Origin of the sequence: Geobacillus thermopakistaniensis (genome assembly GCF_000498995.1) — a bacterium.
In the GTDB taxonomy this organism is placed as follows: domain Bacteria; phylum Bacillota; class Bacilli; order Bacillales; family Anoxybacillaceae; genus Geobacillus; species Geobacillus thermoleovorans.
Genome location: NZ_AYSF01000031.1, coordinates 1 through 17785 on the forward strand (window position 1 = coordinate 1; position 17785 = coordinate 17785).

Here is a 17785-nt window from a genome sequence, read left to right on the forward strand (position 1 = left end):
TTTTCGGCTACATTTTTCCGGAAGCGGCGGCGGTCGGCTTAACCGAACAAGAGGCGAAAGCGAAAGGCTATGATGTCAAGGTCGGCAAATTTCCGTTTAAAGCCATTGGCAAGGCGCTTGTGTTCGGTGAGGCGGAAGGGTTTGTGAAACTCATCGCCGACCGGAACACGGACGATCTGCTTGGCGTCCATATGGTCGGGCCGCACGTGACCGATTTGATTTCCGAAGCCGGTCTCGCCCGCGTGCTTGATGCGGCTCCGTGGGAAGTGGCGCATGCGATCCATCCGCATCCGACGCTGTCAGAGGCCATGGCGGAAGCGGCGCTGGCGGTCGATGGCAAAGCTATTCATTTTTAACCGATTTCGCCGTATGCGCGCGGCGCGTGATCATTGGTTGACTATGTGAATCTAAGGGAGGTTGTTGCGATGGCGCAAAACCGTCATCAGGCGCTTGGATTAAGCGATGACACGGTGTTGGAAATGTATGAAACGATGCTCTTGGCCCGCAAGCTCGATGAACGGATGTGGCTGTTAAACCGCGCGGGGAAAATTCCGTTCGTCATCTCATGCCAAGGGCAGGAGGCGGCGCAAGTCGGCGCGGCATTCGCCCTCGACCGGACGAAAGACTATGTCTTGCCGTATTACCGCGATGTGGGCGTTGTCCTGACGTTTGGCATGACGCCGAGAGAATTGATGTTGGCGGCGTTTGCCAAGGCGGAAGACCCGAACTCCGGCGGCCGGCAAATGCCAGGGCATTTCGGGAAAAAGAAAAACCGGATCGTCACCGGTTCATCGCCCGTGACGACGCAAGTGCCGCATGCGGTTGGCTTTGCGCTGGCGGCGAAAATGGAAAAGAAAGATTTTGTCGCCTTCGTCACGTTCGGCGAAGGGTCGTCGAACCAAGGCGACTTCCATGAAGGGGCGAACTTCGCCGGCGTTCATAAACTCCCAGTCATCTTTATGTGCGAAAACAACAAGTACGCCATTTCCGTGCCCATTTCGAAACAACTCGCGTGCGAAAAGGTGTCCGACCGCGCCATCGGCTATGGCATGCCGGGCTATACGGTCGACGGCACCGATCCGCTTGAAGTGTACCGAGTCGTGAAAGAAGCGGCCGACCGCGCCCGCCGCGGCGAAGGGCCGACGCTCATCGAGGCCGTGACATACCGGCTGACGTCGCACTCGTCGGACGATGACCACCGCGTCTATCGGACGGAAGAAGAGCTCGCCGAAGCGCGCGCCAAAGACCCGATCGTGTCGTTTGCCAACTATTTGAAAGAAACCGGCGTTTTGACCGACCAGCTTGACGAGGACATTCAAGCGCGCGTCATGAAAGAAGTGAACGAAGCGACCGACTACGCGGAGAAGGCTCCGTACGCCGAGCCGGAGCATGCGCTTCGCTACGTGTATGCCGAGGAGTAAGGGGGAATCGACGATGCCTGTTATTTCCTATATTGATGCGGTTACGATGGCGATTCGTGAAGAGATGGAGCGCGACCCGCGCGTGTTTGTGTTAGGAGAAGACGTCGGCCGGAAAGGCGGAGTGTTCAAAGCGACGCAAGGATTGTACGAGCAGTTCGGCGAAGAGCGCGTCATCGACACGCCGCTTTCCGAGTCGGCGATCGTCGGCGTCGGCATCGGCGCGGCGATGTACGGCCTGCGCCCGATTGCCGAAATTCAGTTTGCCGATTTTATCATGCCGGCGGTCAACCAAATCATTTCTGAAGCGGCGCGCATCCGCTATCGCTCGAACAACGACTGGAACTGCCCGATCGTCATCCGCGCCCCATACGGCGGCGGCGTTCACGGCGCTTTGTACCATTCGCAGTCAGTCGAAGCGATTTTCGCCAACCAGCCTGGGTTAAAAATCGTCATGCCGTCGACGCCGTACGATGTGAAAGGGCTGCTGAAAGCGGCGATTCGCGACGAAGACCCGGTGCTCTTTTTCGAGCATAAACGCGCTTACCGCCTCATTAAAGGGGAAGTGCCGGAGGACGACTACGTGCTTCCGATCGGCAAGGCGGACGTCAAGCGTGAAGGCGATGACATCACGGTCATCACGTACGGGCTGTGCGTCCATTTTGCCTTGCAGGCGGCCGAGCGCGTCGCCCAAGACGGCATTTCTGTCCATCTGCTCGATTTGCGCACCGTCTATCCGCTCGACAAAGAAGCGATCATCGAGGCGGCGAGCAAAACAGGAAAAGTGCTGCTCATTACGGAAGACAATAAAGAAGGCAGCGTCATGAGCGAAGTCGCCGCCATTATCGCGGAGCATTGTTTGTTTGATCTCGACGCGCCGATTATGCGCCTCGCCGGCCCGGACGTTCCGGCCATGCCGTATGCGCCGACGATGGAAAAATTCTTTATGATCAATCCAGAAAAAGTCGAAAAAGCAATGCGCGAATTAGCGGCGTTTTAACAGATGAACAAAAGGCGTCTCCAGCTTGGAGGCGTCAGGAAAACATGGGATGTTCGGTTAGGGAATCATTCCATCCTAATGAAGGGATTCCCCACAAACGCCGGCCTCGAAGCCAACCCTAGACGGCGTGGGGACGTCACGGCAAAGATATTGCAACAGAGATAGGAGGGTATCGATGTGGCCATCGAACAATTGACGATGCCTCAGCTCGGGGAAAGCGTCACGGAAGGCACGATCAGCAAATGGCTCGTTTCCCCGGGCGACAAAGTGAACAAATACGACCCGATCGCTGAAGTCATCACCGATAAAGTGAGCGCGGAAATTCCGTCGTCGTTTGCCGGCGTCATCCGCGAGCTGATCGCCAAAGAAGGGGAGACGCTCCCAGTCGGCGCGCCGATTTGCACGATCGAAGTCGAAGGCGCTGCACCGGCTTCGGAAGCGAAGCCGGCGGATGAAGCGCCGAAAGCAGAAGACAACGCCAAGCCAGCCGCTCCGAAAAAGGCCGGCCGGGCAAACAACGGCCGCTATTCGCCGGCCGTGCTCCGCTTGGCTCAGGAACACGGCATTGACCTCGAACAAGTCGAAGGCACCGGCCTTGGCGGGCGGGTGACGCGCAAAGATTTGCTGAAGCTCATTGAGTCTGGACAAATTCCGAAAGCGGGAGCGGCACCGGCGGCGGAACAAGCCGCGCCAAAAGCGGAACCGAGAACGGAACAACCGGCCACAGCCGCCGCAACCGTTCAACCGTCTGCCGCGGCCGCGCCAACCGCGCCGCAGGCAGCGCCGATCAAACCAGCGGCCCCGAACGTCGAAGCCGGAGCGGGCGACATCGAAATTCCGGTCACCCCGGTGCGCAAGGCGATTGCGGCGAACATGCTCCGCAGCAAACACGAAGCGCCGCACGCTTGGACGATGGTCGAAGTCGACGTCACCGATCTTGTCGCCTACCGCGATGCCATCAAAGACGAGTTCAGGCGGCGTGAAGGCTTCAATTTGACGTATTTCGCCTTCTTCGTCAAGGCGGTCGCCCAAGCGCTGAAAGAATTCCCGCAGTTGAACTCAGTGTGGGCGGGCGATAAGATCATTCAGCGCAAGGACATCAACATATCCATCGCTGTCGCGACGGATGACGCCTTGTTCGTGCCCGTCATCAAGCACGCCGATGAAAAAACGATCAAAGGCATCGCCCGCGAAATCGCTGAACTGGCGGCAAAAACGCGCGCCGGCAAACTGCGCCCGGAAGACATGCAGGGCGGCACGTTCACCGTCAACAACACCGGCGCGTTCGGCTCGGTGCAGTCGATGGGCATTATCAACTACCCGCAAGCGGCCATTTTGCAAGTGGAAACGATCGTCAAACGTCCGGTCGTCAAAAACGGCATGATCGCCATCCGCGACATGGTCAACTTATGTTTGTCGCTCGACCACCGCGTCTTGGACGGCCTCATTTGCGGCCGCTTCCTCGCCCGCGTCAAAGCGATTTTGGAAAACATGAACAAAGACAACACGCCGATTTATTAACGATTCCCCCATCGCCATCGGTTGGCGGTGGGGGTTTTTGCGTGGCGCGATTTCAAACTTCTTTCACAAATGTGATGTATAATGAGGACAGAAACGAACGTGCGAAGGAGAAAAACGAGATGAAACGAGCGAGCGTATGGATGCTGTTGTGTTGCTTCTTTCTGCTAAGCGGCTGCGCCAATCCGTCGTTTCCCCCGGTGGCCGATTCGCTTTCTGTCGTCATCAGCCTCGATGTCAAAGCGGAAACGGTCACCTTTTTGAACGCGGAAAATGGCGGCAAGATCGCCCGTTGGAACATCAACGAACCGTTTCAAGGCGGGGCGTTGAGCTCGGACGGCCGGACGCTTCTTTTGTACGGGCGGGATCTTGACGGCGTCTATCGGTACGATCTCGCGACCGGGAAGCTGCTTGGCGAATGGAAAATAGGAAGCGGCATTGTGAGCGCTGCTCCATCTCCGGATGGCCGCACGTGGTTTTTTGGCGACAGCACCCATCACGCGGTGCGCGTTGTGAGCCGGGACGGGAAAGAGATCGCCCGCCTTTCGGTCGGACGCTCCCCGATGACGCTGCTTGTCAATCGCCAGGAAACGGAGCTGTATGCCATCGACTTTCAAGACGGCCGCGCCTTTGTCATTGATACGAGCCGCCTCCGTGTCATTCGCTCATTTTCTGTGCCGAAGATGGCGTTAGGCGGATTGATGCGCGAGCGGCAAGGGGAGCTGTGGGTCGGCGGACATGGAAGCGGAAACAAGGTGGAGAAGAATGTTCACGTCTATTCGCTTCAAGACGGCCGCTTGTTGCGGACGATTGCCGCCCCGGTCATGCCGGTTGATTTTGTCGAAACAGGCCGCGGCGTGTTTGTGCTAAGCCACGGTTCGAACACGATCTATCAGTTTTCAAAAGAAGGAAAACAGCTCGCTTCGGCGTCTGTCGGCGCCAATCCGTTTGCCATGGAAGCGGCAGGAAGCCGTTTGTATATTGCGAGTTATGACAGCGATGAAATCATCGTGGTCGATGAGGCGATGCTGCGTCCGCTCGCCCGTTGGAAGACGGGAGACGGCCCGCTGCAGCTATTCATTCGGGAGGGACGAACATGAGCGAACGAACCGTTTTAATCGTCGATGATGAAGAAGAAATGCGCCTGCTCGTTGGCATGTATTTGGAAAACGCCGGCTTTCGTTGCCTCGAAGCAGGGGACGGGGAAGAAGCGCTGGTGCTGCTTTCGCAACATCCGGTTGATGCCGTGCTGTTGGACGTCATGATGCCAAAACAGGACGGATTCGCCGTCTGCGCCCGCATCCGCGAGCAGTCGGACGTGCCGATTTTGTTTTTGACCGCGCTTGGCGAAGAATGGGATAAAGTGAAAGGATTGAAGCTTGGCGGCGACGATTACATCGTCAAACCGTTCAGCCCAGGAGAGCTCATCGCCCGCCTTGAGGCGGTGTTGCGCCGGGTGCAGCGCGTCCGCGAGAATGACGGCCGGCTGCAATTTGGCGACCTTGCCATCGACGAAAAAGGACGAACCGTGACCGTTGGCGGCGAGGCGGTGAAGCTGACGTTGAAGGAGTTTGAGCTGCTGCTGTTTTTGGCAAAACACCGCGGCCAGGTGTTCAGCCGCGACGATTTGCTCGTCAAAGTGTGGGGATATGATTATACAGGAAACGCCCGCACGGTCGATACGCATGTGAAAACGCTGCGCATGAAGCTGAAAGACGCCGCCCGCCACATCCAAACCGTATGGGGCATCGGCTACAAGTTTGAGGGATGAACATGAAACGGCTTCGGTTAGGACAAAAACTATGGCTGGCGATCGGCGCCGCGGTCGTGGCGACGCTGGCGTTTTCCTTTGGCCTTCTGAATTATTTTTACCGGACGGTGTACATGAAAGAAGTTGAGCGAACGTTGATCGCGGAAGGGACGAGCCTCGCCCGCGACTATCGCGGCGGGGCGGTGACGGAGGCATATCGCCGTCAAATCGAATGGTATGACGAAAAATCAACGGCCACGATCTTGTTGATTGACAACCCGCGCGAACTGAGCGCCTGCTTTCCGTTTCCGGTCCACTATGACGCGTTAGTCAGCGGCCGCGACCGGGAAACATTGTTAGCCGGGAAGCCTGTTGTCAAAACGGGATACGAAAAGCGGTTCGGACGCCGCGTGATGGCGGTCGTCGTTCCGCTTTTGGACGGCAAGCGGCTTGAAGGAGCGATTTACTTGTATTTGCCGTTAGCCGACGTTCAGGAAGCAACGAAGCGGGCGGCCGCCGCGTTTTGGCCGTTGGCCGCCATATTCGCCGCCGCGCTTTTGGTTGTCGGCCGACGGATGGTGCGGCAGATGACCGAGCCGCTCCAAGCGATGGAACAAGCGGCAGAACGCATGGCGGAAGGACGCTACGAAGCGGACATCCCCGTGCGGAGCGATGATGAAATCGGCCGCCTGGCGGAGGCGTTCAACCAAATGGCGGACGCCATTGCTAAAGAAGACGAGCGGAAACGCGAGTTCTTAGCGAACGTCTCGCATGAGCTGCGCACGCCGCTCAGCTATATGAAAGGATACAGCGAAGCACTCCTTGCTGGCCTCGCGAAAACGAAGGAAGAAGAAAAGGCGTACCTTCGCCTTATCCACCGCGAAACGGAGCGGATGGAGCGGCTGGTGCGCGATCTTCTTGACCTGGCGCGCCTTGAAGGGCAAAGCGTGCCGCTCGAGCGCGCGCCGGTGGCGTTTGCCCAAGTGATCGAAGATGTCATCGCCACGTACGAACCGATCGCCTCGCAAAAGCGGATCGAGTTGGCGTGCGAGTTGGACTATGACATCATCGTCAACGGCGACGCCGACCGGCTCGAACAAGTCGTGCGCAACTTGCTCGACAACGCCATCCGCTACACCCCGGAAGGCGGCGCGGTGACGGTGCGGCTTTCCCGCTTGTCGGAAGCGGAAGGCGAGCTTGTCATCCAAGACACGGGAAAAGGCATTCCGAAAGACCAGCTCCCGCTTCTCGGCCAGCGCTTTTTCCGCGTCGACCGCGCCCGCACCCGCAAAGAAGGCGGCACCGGCTTGGGGCTTGCCATCGTCAAACAAATCGTCTCTCTTCATGACGGCGCGATTTGGTTCGACAGCGACCTTGGACGCGGGATGACCGTATTCGTCCGCCTGCCGCTCGTTCGGGAAGAGGAATAAACATCGTTCAAGACACAGGAATGGATGATGTATAATCAATATAAAATTAGGAGGCAGGTGGAGGATATGGGTTCACCAGAAAAGGAACAGGCCCCTATGACCTACAAAGAGTATGCGACATGGCCGGAAGGAAAACGGTGCGAGGTCTTGGACGGGAACATCATTAGCATGGCGCCGTCGCCGACACCGGAACATCAATCAGTTTCGCTTCAACTTTCCATTGAATTCGGGATGCATCTTCGTGGGAAGGATTGCCGCGTGTTGGCCGCCCCGATCGATGTGTATCTTTTCGAAGATCATCGCAAGGGATGGATGGATGAAAACGTCCGAAACTGGGTATGCCCCGATCTTGTCGTCATCTGCGACAAAAACAAAATTCAAAAAAACCGCATTGTCGGGGCTCCGGATTTGGTCGTCGAGATCTTGTCCCCCGCCACGGCCAAAATCGACCGGATGGACAAACGGATCGCGTACGAGCGGGCCGGGGTGAAGGAATATTGGATCGTTGACCCGGCGAATCAAGTGGTGGAAGTGTATTTGCGCGGAAAAACAGGAAGATTGGAACTTCATGGAGTGTACAACCGGGATGACGCCGTTTTGGTTCATGTATTGAAGGATTTCGTGATCGATTTGCGAAACATTTTCCAATGAATAAATGGCAGTTGAGATTTTCGCTAAGCGGTGATTTGGAGGGGGACGAGGGAGCATCGTCCAAGAGAGCATGCAACAACGCCCTCTTCCTTTCATGTTTTTTCAGGGCTTCTTGGAGGATTTGTGAATCGTTGAGATGGTGTTGTTTCGCCAAGTCATCGAGCCATTTCGGGATCGTTCATGTTTTTTTTTTGACCGCTTTGTTTTCCATTTCATGGCGAAATGGTGGCATCAGCAAGTTGTTTGCCTTTTTGTTCATTGCCCAAACGCGGCCGATGTACTACAATAAACATAGAAACCGTTTTTTCCCACACGAAGCGTCATCAGCGCTTCGTTCTGAGCAGACGGGTTCGAGAGGGAAAGGTGCGGCTTGAAAAGAAAGCGGTTTCTTATGTCTGGAAGGCAAAGGGGGATCGGAATGAGCGATGTCGCAAAGATGAAGGAAGCGGCGTTTCCGGCTCCGACGGTGGAGGAGTGGGAGCGGGAAGCGGAAAAGTCGCTGAAAGGCAAGCCGCTCGAGCGGCTTGTATCGATGACGTACGAAAACATTGCGGTCAAACCGCTCTATACGCGCCGCGATGTGGAGGCGCTCGGCCCGCTTGAGCAGTACCCGGGCTTTGGCCGCTATGTGCGTGGGGCGCGGCCGGAAGGGTATCGGGGCGAGCCGTGGAAGGTGAGCCAGGAGATTTCGGCAGCGAGCCCGTCCGACTGGAACGAGGCAGTGAAGCACGACTTGGAGCGGGGGCAGACGGAAATCCATCTTGCCCTTGGCCGGCTGCCGTTTGCCGTCGAGTCGGTTGATGATGTGGCGGCGATGTTGGATGGCGTGCCGCTGGACCGCTATTCGCTCCGTGTGGACGCCGGGGCGCGGTCGCTTTCGTTTTTGGCGCTGTTGGCCGCTTATTTAGAGGAACGGGGCGTCCCGCTATCGAGCGTACGGGGCGCGATCGGCATGGATCCGCTCGGAGCGTGGGCGGAGCAGGGGACGCTCCCGTGTTCGCTTGAGCGGCTGTATGATGAAATGGCGGAAGCAACGAAGTGGGCGAAGGAACAGATGCCTGCCGTTCGCACGATTTTGGTGCGCGGCGAGCCGTACCATAACGGCGGGGCGAACGCCGTGCAGGAGCTCGCGTTTTCGTTGGCGGCAGCCGTCGAGTACATCCGCGCCGGGTTGGACCGGGGCTTGACGGTTGATGACATCGCGACAAGGATGCAAGTGTCGCTCGCCGTCGGAGCCGACTTTTTCATGGAAATCGCCAAGCTGCGGGCGGCGCGGCGGTTGTTTGCGCAAGTGATCGAAGCGTTTGGCGGCGGTGAATCAGCAAGGCGGATCGAGCTGCATGTGCGCACGTCGCCCTTTACGAAAACGGTGTACGACCCGTATGTGAACATGCTCCGAGCGGCGGCGGAAGCGTTTGCGGCCGTTGTCGGCGGCGCCGATGGCGTGCACGTGTCGCCGTTTGACGAGGCGCTCGGACTCGCTGATGAGTTTTCGCGGCGCATCGCCCGCAACACGCAGCTCATTTTGCTCGAAGAGGCGCATGTGGCGAACGTCATCGATCCGGCGGGCGGCTCGTATTATGTGGAAACGTTGACCGCCAAGCTCGCCGAAGAAGCGTGGAAGCTGTTCCAGCGTGTGGAGGAAAAAGACGGCATGGCGAAGGCGCTCGAAGACGGCTTCGTGCAGACGGAAGTGGAAGCGGTCGCCAAGCGGCGGCTGGATCGTGTCAAGACGCGGAAGGAAAAAATCGTTGGCACGAACGTGTACGCCAATTTGGAGGAAACGCCGGTCGAAAAACCGAAGCAAGACGCAGCGAACGTGGCGCCGCCGCTGGATGAAAAGCGGGTGGCCGATATTCGCGCCTCGCTCGCGGGCGGGAAGTGGATGGAAGCGGCGATTCGTGCGGTTCGCCGTCGAGCAACCGCTCGGGAGATCGCGGCGGCGTTGGTCGATGGGAACGCGGTTGTTGCCATCACGCCGATTCGGGCATGGCGCTTGGCCGAGCCGTTTGAGCAGCTGCGGAAGGCAGCCGAGGAGCATGCCGAACGCACAGGAAGCAGGCTTTCCGTTCACTTGATCAATATCGGGCCGCTTGTCCGTCATCAAGCGCGCGCCGATTTCATCGCCGGGCTGTTTGCGGCCGGCGGGGTGGCGGCTGAGCGGAGCGATGGCTTTGCCTCGGTCGCGGAAGCGGTCGAATGGGTGCGGAACACGAACGGGACGCATTATATCGTGTGCGGCGCCGATGACGATTACCCGGCGTTCGTTCCAGCGTTGGCTGAGGCGTTCAAGCAAGCCAAGCCGAACGCGAAGCTGTATGTCGCCGGAAAGCCGCCGGAAGAGCTTGAGAGAACGTACGCGGACGCGGGCGTGGACGGATCGATTCATCTCGGTTCGAACGCGTACGATGTGATCGTGGCGTTTCTAACGGAAAGAGGGGTGGCGCTTGATGGCGAAGTACGTTGATTTTACCAACATGACGCTTTCCGACGCAACGGCCGATGTGGATGAGAAACAGTGGAGAGACGCGGTGGAGCGGCGCGTGCAAGCGTCGATCGATGAGCTGTTGTTTCAGACGAACGAACACATTGCGGTGAAGCCGCTTTATACAAAGGAAGACATCGATGGGCTCGATTTTCTTGATTATATGCCCGGCTTGCCGCCGTACTTGCGCGGGCCGTACCCGACGATGTACGTCGTGCGGCCGTGGACGATCCGCCAATACGCCGGCTTTTCGACCGCCGAGGAGAGCAACGCCTTTTATCGGCGCAACTTGGCGATGGGGCAAAAAGGGCTGTCGGTCGCTTTTGACTTGGCGACGCACCGCGGCTATGACTCCGACCATCCGCGCGTCGTCGGCGACGTCGGCAAAGCGGGGGTGGCCATCGACTCGGTGCTCGATATGAAAATTTTGTTTGACGGCATCCCGCTCGACCAAATGTCAGTGTCGATGACGATGAACGGGGCGGTGCTCCCGATTATGGCGTTTTACATCGTCACCGCCGAAGAGCAGGGAGTGACGCAAGACAAGCTGTCCGGCACGATCCAAAACGATATTTTGAAAGAATATATGGTGCGCAACACGTACATTTATCCACCGGAGATGTCGATGCGCATCATCGCCGACATTTTCGCCTATACGGCCAAATACATGCCAAAATTCAACAGCATCAGTATTTCCGGCTACCATATGCAAGAAGCCGGGGCGCCGGCCGATTTGGAGCTGGCGTACACGCTCGCTGACGGGCTTGAGTACGTGCGCACCGGCTTGAAAGCCGGCATTGACATCGACTCGTTCGCGCCGAGGCTGTCGTTTTTCTGGGCGATCGGCATGAACTACTTTATGGAAGTGGCGAAACTGCGGGCCGCGCGCCTCATGTGGGCGAAAATGATGAAAACGTTCAATCCGAAAAATCCAAAATCGCTCGCTCTAAGGACGCATTCGCAAACGTCGGGCTGGAGCTTGACCGAGCAAGATCCGTTCAACAACGTCGTGCGCACGCTCATCGAGGCGCACGCGGCGGCGATGGGGCATACGCAGTCGCTCCATACGAACGCCTTGGATGAAGCGATCGCCTTGCCGACCGACTTCTCGGCGCGCATCGCCCGCAATACGCAGCTGTACTTGCAGGAAGAAACCGGCATTTGTCGGACGATCGACCCGTGGGCCGGTTCGTATTACGTCGAGACGTTGACGAACGAGTTGATGAAGCGGGCGTGGGCGCATATCGAAGAAATCGAAAGCTTAGGCGGGATGGCGAAAGCCATTGAAACCGGCATCCCGAAAATGCGCATCGAAGAAGCGGCGGCCCGCCGCCAAGCGCGCATCGATTCAGGAGCGGAAACGATCATCGGCGTCAATAAATACCGCCCGGAAAAAGAAGAGCCGATCGACATTTTGGAAGTCGACAACACCGCCGTGCGCCAGCGGCAAATCGAGCGGCTGAACGAGCTAAAGGCGACGCGCGACAACGAGCAGGTCGAAGCGGCGCTTGACGCCATCACAAAAGCGGCGGAAACGGGCGAGGGGAATTTGCTCGAGCTTGCCGTCCAAGCGGCGCGCGTAAAAGCGAGCCGAAAANCGGCTGAACGAGCTAAAGGCGACGCGCGACAACGAGCAGGTCGAAGCGGCGCTTGACGCCATCACAAAAGCGGCGGAAACGGGCGAGGGGAATTTGCTCGAGCTTGCCGTCCAAGCGGCGCGCGTCCGGGCGACGCTCGGGGAAATTTCGTACGCGATCGAAAAAGTGGCGAGCCGCCATCGCGCCGCCATCCGCTCGATCAGCGGCGTTTACAGCTCGGAATACAAAAACGAAGCGCAGCTCGAGCGGGTGAAGCGACGGGTTGAGCAGTTCGCCGAACTCGAAGGACGCCGCCCGCGCATCTTGATCGCGAAAATGGGGCAGGACGGCCATGACCGCGGGGCGAAAGTCATCGCCACGGCGTTTGCTGATTTAGGGTTTGACGTCGACATCGGCCCGCTCTTCCAGACGCCGGAAGAAACGGCGCGCCAGGCGGTCGAAAACGATGTGCACGCCGTCGGCATCAGTTCGCTCGCCGGAGGGCATAAAACGCTTGTGCCGCAGCTCGTCGAGGAGCTTGAAAAACTTGGCCGCGATGATATTTTGGTCGTCGTCGGCGGCGTCATTCCGCCGCAAGACTACGCGTTTTTGTATGAGCACGGCGCCGCCGCCATTTTCGGACCGGGCACGGTCATTCCGGAAGCGGCGGAAAAAGTGTTGGATGAAATTTACGCCCGGCTTGGCTATGAGGAAGTGAACCAATGAACGGCGAAGAGAAACGGCGGGAACAGGCAAGCGGCCAGAGCGCAGTTTCGGACGGACAGCCGCGGCGCCCGGAATGGGCGGACGGCAATGGTCTGTCGTCGTACGTGCAAGCCGAGCGCCCGCCGGCGCCGAAGCGGCTCGTGCGGCGAAAAGAACGATCGGTTAAAGAATACGTCCAAGGAGTGCTCGCCGGCGACCGCACCATTTTGGCGCAGGCGATTACGCTTGTCGAAAGCAATGCGGCCAGGCATATGGATCTCGCCCAGCAAGTGCTCAATGAACTGCTTCCGCACGTCGGCCGCTCGATTCGCATCGGCATCACCGGCGTGCCGGGGGCGGGGAAAAGCACGTTCATTGAAGCACTTGCTGGGCGAGATCCATATGCCTGGCCGCATTGNTTTTCGGCACGATTTTTTAAAGAATACGTCCAAGGAGTGCTCGCCGGCGACCGCACCATTTTGGCGCAGGCGATTACGCTTGTCGAAAGCAATGCGGCCAGGCATATGGATCTCGCCCAGCAAGTGCTCAATGAACTGCTTCCGCACGTCGGCCGCTCGATTCGCATCGGCATCACCGGCGTGCCGGGGGCGGGGAAAAGCACGTTCATTGAAGCGTTTGGCACGTTTTTGTGCGAGCAGGGCCATCGCGTCGCCGTCTTGGCCGTCGACCCGACGAGTTCGTTGACCGGCGGCAGCATCCTCGGCGACAAAACGCGAATGGAGGCGCTCGCCCGCAATCCGCTTGCTTTCATCCGTCCGTCCCCATCGGGCGGGGCGCTTGGCGGCGTACACCGAAAAACGCGCGAGACGATGATGCTGTGCGAGGCGGCCGGCTATGACATCATCCTCGTCGAGACGGTCGGCGTCGGGCAAAGCGAGTTTGTCGTCCGAGGGATGGTTGACTTTTTCTTGTTGCTCGCCTTAACCGGCGCCGGCGACGAGCTGCAAGGCATGAAGCGCGGCATCATGGAGCTGGTGGACGCCATCGTCATCAACAAGGCGGACGGCGATAATAAAGAAAAAGCAAAAGCGGCGCAAAAAGAATACAACCAGTTTCTCCATTACCTCCGCCCGGCCACGCCCGGCTGGGAGACGAAAGCGTACACATGCTCGGCGCTTTTGGGAGAAGGGATCGCCGACATGTGGCGCGTCATTCAAACGTTTGTCAAGACGACAAAGCAATCCGGCGTCTTTTTCGACCGCCGCCGCCAGCAGCAAAAAGACTGGATGCACGCCATGATCAAAGAATATATCGAAACGCGCTTTTTTGCCGATCCGGTCGTGAAAGAAAAGCTCCCGATGCTCGAGAACAGCGTCATTTCCGGCGCCAAGCCGGTCACCGCCGCCGTCCGCGAGCTGATCGAGGCGTATGAACGGAAGCGAGGCGGTGAACTGTGATATGATAAAGGCAAATCGAAGGAGGTGTCACGATGTTCCAATTTCAATTTCCGCTCTATAACGACATCGTCGAACAAGCGCGGCGCGAAGCGGTCGAAGCCGGATTTGAAGAACTGCGCACGCCGGAAGACGTCGATGCGGCATTCCGCCGTCCGGGCACAACGCTTGTCCTCATCAACTCGGTGTGCGGCTGCGCCGGCGGCATCGCCCGTCCGGCAGCGGCCCACGCGGTTCATTACGACAAGCGCCCGGACCATTTGGTGACCGTCTTTGCCGGCCAAGACAAAGAAGCAACCGCCCGCGCGCGCGAATATTTTGTCGGCGAGCCGCCATCCTCGCCGTCGTTCGCCTTGTTAAAAGACGGGAAATTGTGCGCCATGCTGCACCGACACGACATCGAAGGGCACGAACCGGTCGCCGTCGTGCAAAAGCTGCAGGCGCTGTTCGATGAATATTGTGAGGAAGTGTGAAAGGAGAACCCGAAGTTCGAAAAGGGACTTCGGGTTTTTGCATGACCATTATTGTTTGTGATAATATAAAAAGAGATCAGAGACAGGCAAACAGCAGTGCATATGATCATCATTTTAGCAGGCTTCTCTTGCGATCAACTTTTTCTCTTGTTTCTATCAAAAACCAAAAACTAAAAAAAGGATCATCTTTTATGGAGTTATATGATGTTAGTCATTGGAAAAAAGATGAGGAGCGGCAAGCTTCTGGGACAAGAGAGAAGTTTTGGTTAATTAATCCAGATAATAAACGTCGGTATCTATTTAAAATTCCTAAGGAAAATACTGGGGAAGCGTGGGCAGAGGTTGTTGCATCAAAAATCGGCCAACATATAGGGTTAGATATGATGAAGGCCGATTTAGCTGTTTACGATGGAACAATAGGTATTTTATCTGAAAATTTCGTCTTATATAATGAGGAATTTTATGAAGGTGGCGATTTGTTCTTTACAATTGAAGAGAGTTTTGATCGCCGCAATTTAAAACATTATCATTTTCTGAATGTAATAAAAGTGTTGTCTGGATTTCATCTTGAAAAAGAATTTGTCCAAATCCCTGTATTTGACGCGCTAATCGCCAATCAAGATCGTCACTGTGATAACTGGGGGATTATTGTTCACCACACTAGCTGCAAGCTTGCACCTATATATGATAACGGGGCGTCGCTAGGATACCAATTGAAGGAAGAACGTATTCTAAAAATGTTTCAAGATCAGAGAATGTTCGAAGCTTTTACAAATCGGAGTTTTTCTTTAATCGGACTTCCTCATAAGAAGAAGCCTAAATATAAAGAATTACTAAGTTTCATTTATGAATTGTATCCAAAAGAAATGAAGAAGGAAATTGATCGTATCAGTCAAATAAATGAGCAACAAGTCACAACTGTTTTAGATGGTGTTTCAGAAAATGTCATGAGTAAAATTTACAAAGAATGGGTATTAAAATTATTACAGTATCGAAAAGAATGGCTCGTAAATTGGTATATGGAGGTGAAATAAGCGATGCGCCCTTTTGTGCTTTGGTTAATTTGGCAAAATGAATGTACTCGGCAGCGATATCATATTGGAAACTTATTACACGATGGGGATAAGTATGTATTTTATTATGAACGCAGCAGGAAGAGAAGAGGACTGTTCGAAGCACTAGAAAACGGTTATCAACCTCATTTGTCGTTTCCGGATATAGGAAAAAAATACGTTTCTAACAGATTGTTCGGGCCTTTTGAGCGGCGTTTGCCTGACCGGCGCCGTCCGGATTTTTTAGAAATTTTGCGGACATACGGCTTGCCGCGCGATTGTACAGATATGGATATGTTGCGAGCGACTGGTGGTAAACTTGCGACAGATTCTTATGAATTTGTAGCGCCAATTTATGTATGGGGAAATCATTTCGATTTTGATTTTTATGTCGCCGGTTGGAGGTATTATGAGGGAGATCAAGTGGTTCAACATCTTAAAGTGGGAGATGAGGTGCATTTTCGGTTAGAGCCGGAGAATAGGCAAGATTCTAAAGCAGTAGAAGTGTTAACAGATGAAGGGTGTAAGCTAGGGTATATTCCTGCTTTCTATAGCGAGTTTATGTTTAACCTTATTCAAAACAACGGGCGTTATATGGCGAGAATTGAATCAATTCATGTTGAGGCTTTTCCACAGCGGAAAGTAAATATAAGTGTCTACGGTGAGCTCCTTCCATCTTGCCAGACGCAAGATCTCGATATGCTACATGAAATATCGTTAGAAGTGATTTAGTCTGTTCACTGTTTTCTGAAGTAGGCATGTTTGATTTCAGATGAATGAATATGTCCACAAAATCGAAGCACTGCTCGAACACATCAAAAAAGAAGTGATCGATCGTGACCTATGGAATGAGCCCGGTCGTGTTTAAACGGCTGATGGCGTATTTCGCCGGCGAGGAGGAGATTCAAAAAGTCGTGTTGTTCGGCTCGCGGGCGCGCGGCATGGCCCGCTACAACTCCGACATTGACTTGTGCATTGACTACACCGGCAAACAAAAGTGGAAAATCAAAGAGGATATTGACGACATCGTCGACATTTACTCGTGTGACGTGCTTTTTTCGACGCGCTGAACGAAGCGATCAGGCGCGAAATCGAGCGCGATGGGAAAACGATTTATGAGAAAGCCTGCTCATGAACCGTGCCTCCGGATTTAGCCGGTCCGCTTTCTCACTTGAGGGCGGCCTTTTTTTGCCCTTCCGCGGCTGTTTGGGCAGATGGGCTTCGGGACGGGTGTGCGTGTGAGCCAAGTATTGTCTGTTTTTCCTTGCATCGAAAGCGCCGTCATCTGTACAATGAAGTCGGCAAACATTGGCAAAGGAGACGGCGCGATGAAAATCGGCTATCGGACATTGAAAACGGCGGTGGGGGCGGCGCTGGCGATTGCCATCGCTCAGCTCATCGGTCTTCATAACTTCGCTTCCGCTGGCATTATCGTCATCTTATGCGTCCAAGTGACGAAAAAGCGGTCGTTGGAAACAGCTCGGGCTCGTTTTGCGGCGTGCGTCGTCGCGATCGGGTTTGCGGCGTTGTTTTTTACCGTCTTCGGCTATCATCCGTGGACGATCGGGCTGTTGCTGCTGCTGTTCATTCCAGTGACCGTCAGGCTGAAAGTGAACGAGGGCATTGCGACAAGCTCGGTCATTATTTTGCATTTGTATGCGGCCAAGGACATCACGTGGGGATTGGTCGCCAATGAGATCTTGCTGGTGGCGGTTGGCATTGGTGTGGCGCTGCTGATGAACATGTATATGCCGAGTGTGGAAAAGCAGTTGAAGGAGCACCAACGCACTGTTGAAGACTTGTTCCGCATCATTTTAAAAGAAATCGTCCGCTACTTGCGCACCAATGAACTCGATTGGGATGGCAAAGAGCTTCCGCTCGCCGCCGAGACGCTCGAAAAAGCGAAAAAACTCGCCATGCGTCACGCCGACAACCAATTATGGCGGAATGAGGATGAATATGTCCGCTACTTCCGCATGCGCGAGCGGCAGTTGGAAATCATTGAGCATATGCTTCCGCTTGTGACGTCGCTCGTCTACACGGTCGAGCAGCGGATGATGATTGCGGATTTTATCGACGAATTAAGCGATGCCATTCACCCGGGAAATACGGCGGACCGCTTTTTGCGGCGCCTCGCCGAGATGCGCGAACAGTTTAAGGCGATGCCGCTGCCAAAGACGCGCGAGCAGTTTGAAGAGCGGGCTGCGTTGTTTCATTTAGTGCGCGAATTGGAGCGATATTTAATCATCAAAAGCGAATTCCACCCCGGAAACGAACCAAAACAGCAGCGGCTGAAGGCATGATACAGGGC

At 55.7% G+C, this 17785-nt stretch carries 13 protein-coding genes and 6 pseudogenes; 18 read left to right on the plus strand and 1 reads right to left on the minus strand.

Translation table 11 applies throughout. The features are described 5' to 3' along the window. From T260_RS0119715 to T260_RS134445, 8 genes are all read left to right on the plus strand, one after another. On the plus strand, window positions 1–356 hold a 356-nt coding region (locus tag T260_RS0119715), incomplete at its 5' end, for an oxidoreductase dimerization domain-containing protein (protein WP_031212322.1). Window positions 357–425: 69 nt separating this feature from the next. Then, window positions 426–1421 (plus strand): thiamine pyrophosphate-dependent dehydrogenase E1 component subunit alpha, encoded by a 996-nt coding sequence (locus T260_RS134475; RefSeq protein ID WP_011231860.1) that lies wholly within the window; start codon window positions 426–428, stop codon window positions 1419–1421. A gap of 13 nt (window positions 1422–1434) precedes the next feature. After that, window positions 1435–2418: an alpha-ketoacid dehydrogenase subunit beta gene (locus T260_RS134470; protein WP_011231859.1), complete on the plus strand. Its 984-nt coding sequence runs from the start codon at window positions 1435–1437 to the stop codon at window positions 2416–2418. 177 nt (window positions 2419–2595) lie between these two features. Continuing rightward, entirely contained in the window at window positions 2596–3939 is a 1344-nt protein-coding gene (locus T260_RS134465) for a dihydrolipoamide acetyltransferase family protein (RefSeq protein ID WP_011231858.1), read from the plus strand. A 119-nt stretch (window positions 3940–4058) separates the two neighbouring features. Continuing rightward, on the plus strand, window positions 4059–5036 hold the full coding sequence (locus tag T260_RS134460) for a YncE family protein (RefSeq protein ID WP_011231857.1): 978 nt from the start codon (window positions 4059–4061) through the stop codon (window positions 5034–5036). Then, window positions 5033–5707 carry a response regulator transcription factor gene (locus T260_RS134455; protein ID WP_011231856.1) on the plus strand — a complete coding sequence of 225 codons (675 nt, stop codon included), beginning with the start codon at window positions 5033–5035 and terminating at the stop codon, window positions 5705–5707. Before T260_RS134460 ends, T260_RS134455 begins: the two co-directional genes overlap by 4 nt. Window positions 5708–5709: 2 nt before the next feature. Then, on the plus strand, window positions 5710–7116 hold the full coding sequence (locus T260_RS134450; protein ID WP_011231855.1) for a sensor histidine kinase: 1407 nt from the start codon (window positions 5710–5712) through the stop codon (window positions 7114–7116). A gap of 66 nt (window positions 7117–7182) precedes the next feature. Beyond that, window positions 7183–7767, plus strand: a complete 585-nt coding sequence (locus tag T260_RS134445) for a Uma2 family endonuclease (protein WP_011231854.1) — start codon at window positions 7183–7185, stop codon at window positions 7765–7767. A 94-nt stretch (window positions 7768–7861) separates the two neighbouring features. Here the strand turns inward: T260_RS134445 and T260_RS1000000140165 are convergent. Beyond that, window positions 7862–7999: pseudogene (locus T260_RS1000000140165) on the minus strand (type II toxin-antitoxin system HicB family antitoxin); the annotation flags it as partial. A gap of 186 nt (window positions 8000–8185) precedes the next feature. Between T260_RS1000000140165 and T260_RS134440 the strand changes: the two are divergent. The 10 genes and pseudogenes from T260_RS134440 (at window position 8186) to T260_RS134420 (ending at window position 17777) form a co-directional block, all read left to right on the plus strand. Beyond that, window positions 8186–10234, plus strand: a complete 2049-nt coding sequence (locus tag T260_RS134440) for a methylmalonyl-CoA mutase family protein (RefSeq protein ID WP_020278558.1) — start codon at window positions 8186–8188, stop codon at window positions 10232–10234. Further along, a pseudogene (scpA, locus tag T260_RS0119725) lies at window positions 10218–11834 on the plus strand (methylmalonyl-CoA mutase); the annotation flags it as partial. The gene T260_RS134440 and the pseudogene scpA, both read left to right, overlap by 17 nt. A 1-nt stretch (window position 11835) precedes the next feature. Continuing rightward, a pseudogene (locus tag T260_RS1000000140465) lies at window positions 11836–12555 on the plus strand (methylmalonyl-CoA mutase family protein); the annotation flags it as partial. Further along, window positions 12552–12917 (plus strand): annotated as a pseudogene (locus T260_RS1000000140950) (methylmalonyl Co-A mutase-associated GTPase MeaB); the annotation flags it as partial. The pseudogenes T260_RS1000000140465 and T260_RS1000000140950, both read left to right, overlap by 4 nt. Before the next feature lie 45 nt (window positions 12918–12962). Beyond that, window positions 12963–13952 (plus strand): annotated as a pseudogene (meaB, locus tag T260_RS0119735) (methylmalonyl Co-A mutase-associated GTPase MeaB); the annotation flags it as partial. 32 nt (window positions 13953–13984) lie between these two features. After that, window positions 13985–14422 (plus strand): BrxA/BrxB family bacilliredoxin, encoded by a 438-nt coding sequence (locus tag T260_RS134435; RefSeq protein ID WP_011231850.1) that lies wholly within the window; start codon window positions 13985–13987, stop codon window positions 14420–14422. Between the two features lie 41 nt (window positions 14423–14463). After that, window positions 14464–15456, plus strand: a complete 993-nt coding sequence (locus T260_RS134430) for a HipA domain-containing protein (protein ID WP_236620409.1) — start codon at window positions 14464–14466, stop codon at window positions 15454–15456. A gap of 3 nt (window positions 15457–15459) precedes the next feature. After that, entirely contained in the window at window positions 15460–16206 is a 747-nt protein-coding gene (locus T260_RS134425) for an HIRAN domain-containing protein (RefSeq protein WP_023633508.1), read from the plus strand. Window positions 16207–16322: 116 nt separating this feature from the next. Then, window positions 16323–16609 (plus strand): annotated as a pseudogene (locus T260_RS01000000137850) (nucleotidyltransferase domain-containing protein). A 193-nt stretch (window positions 16610–16802) separates the two neighbouring features. After that, window positions 16803–17777, plus strand: coding sequence for an aromatic acid exporter family protein (locus T260_RS134420; RefSeq protein ID WP_023633509.1), 975 nt, complete (start codon window positions 16803–16805; stop codon window positions 17775–17777). The last annotated feature ends 8 nt before the right edge of the window (window positions 17778–17785 follow it).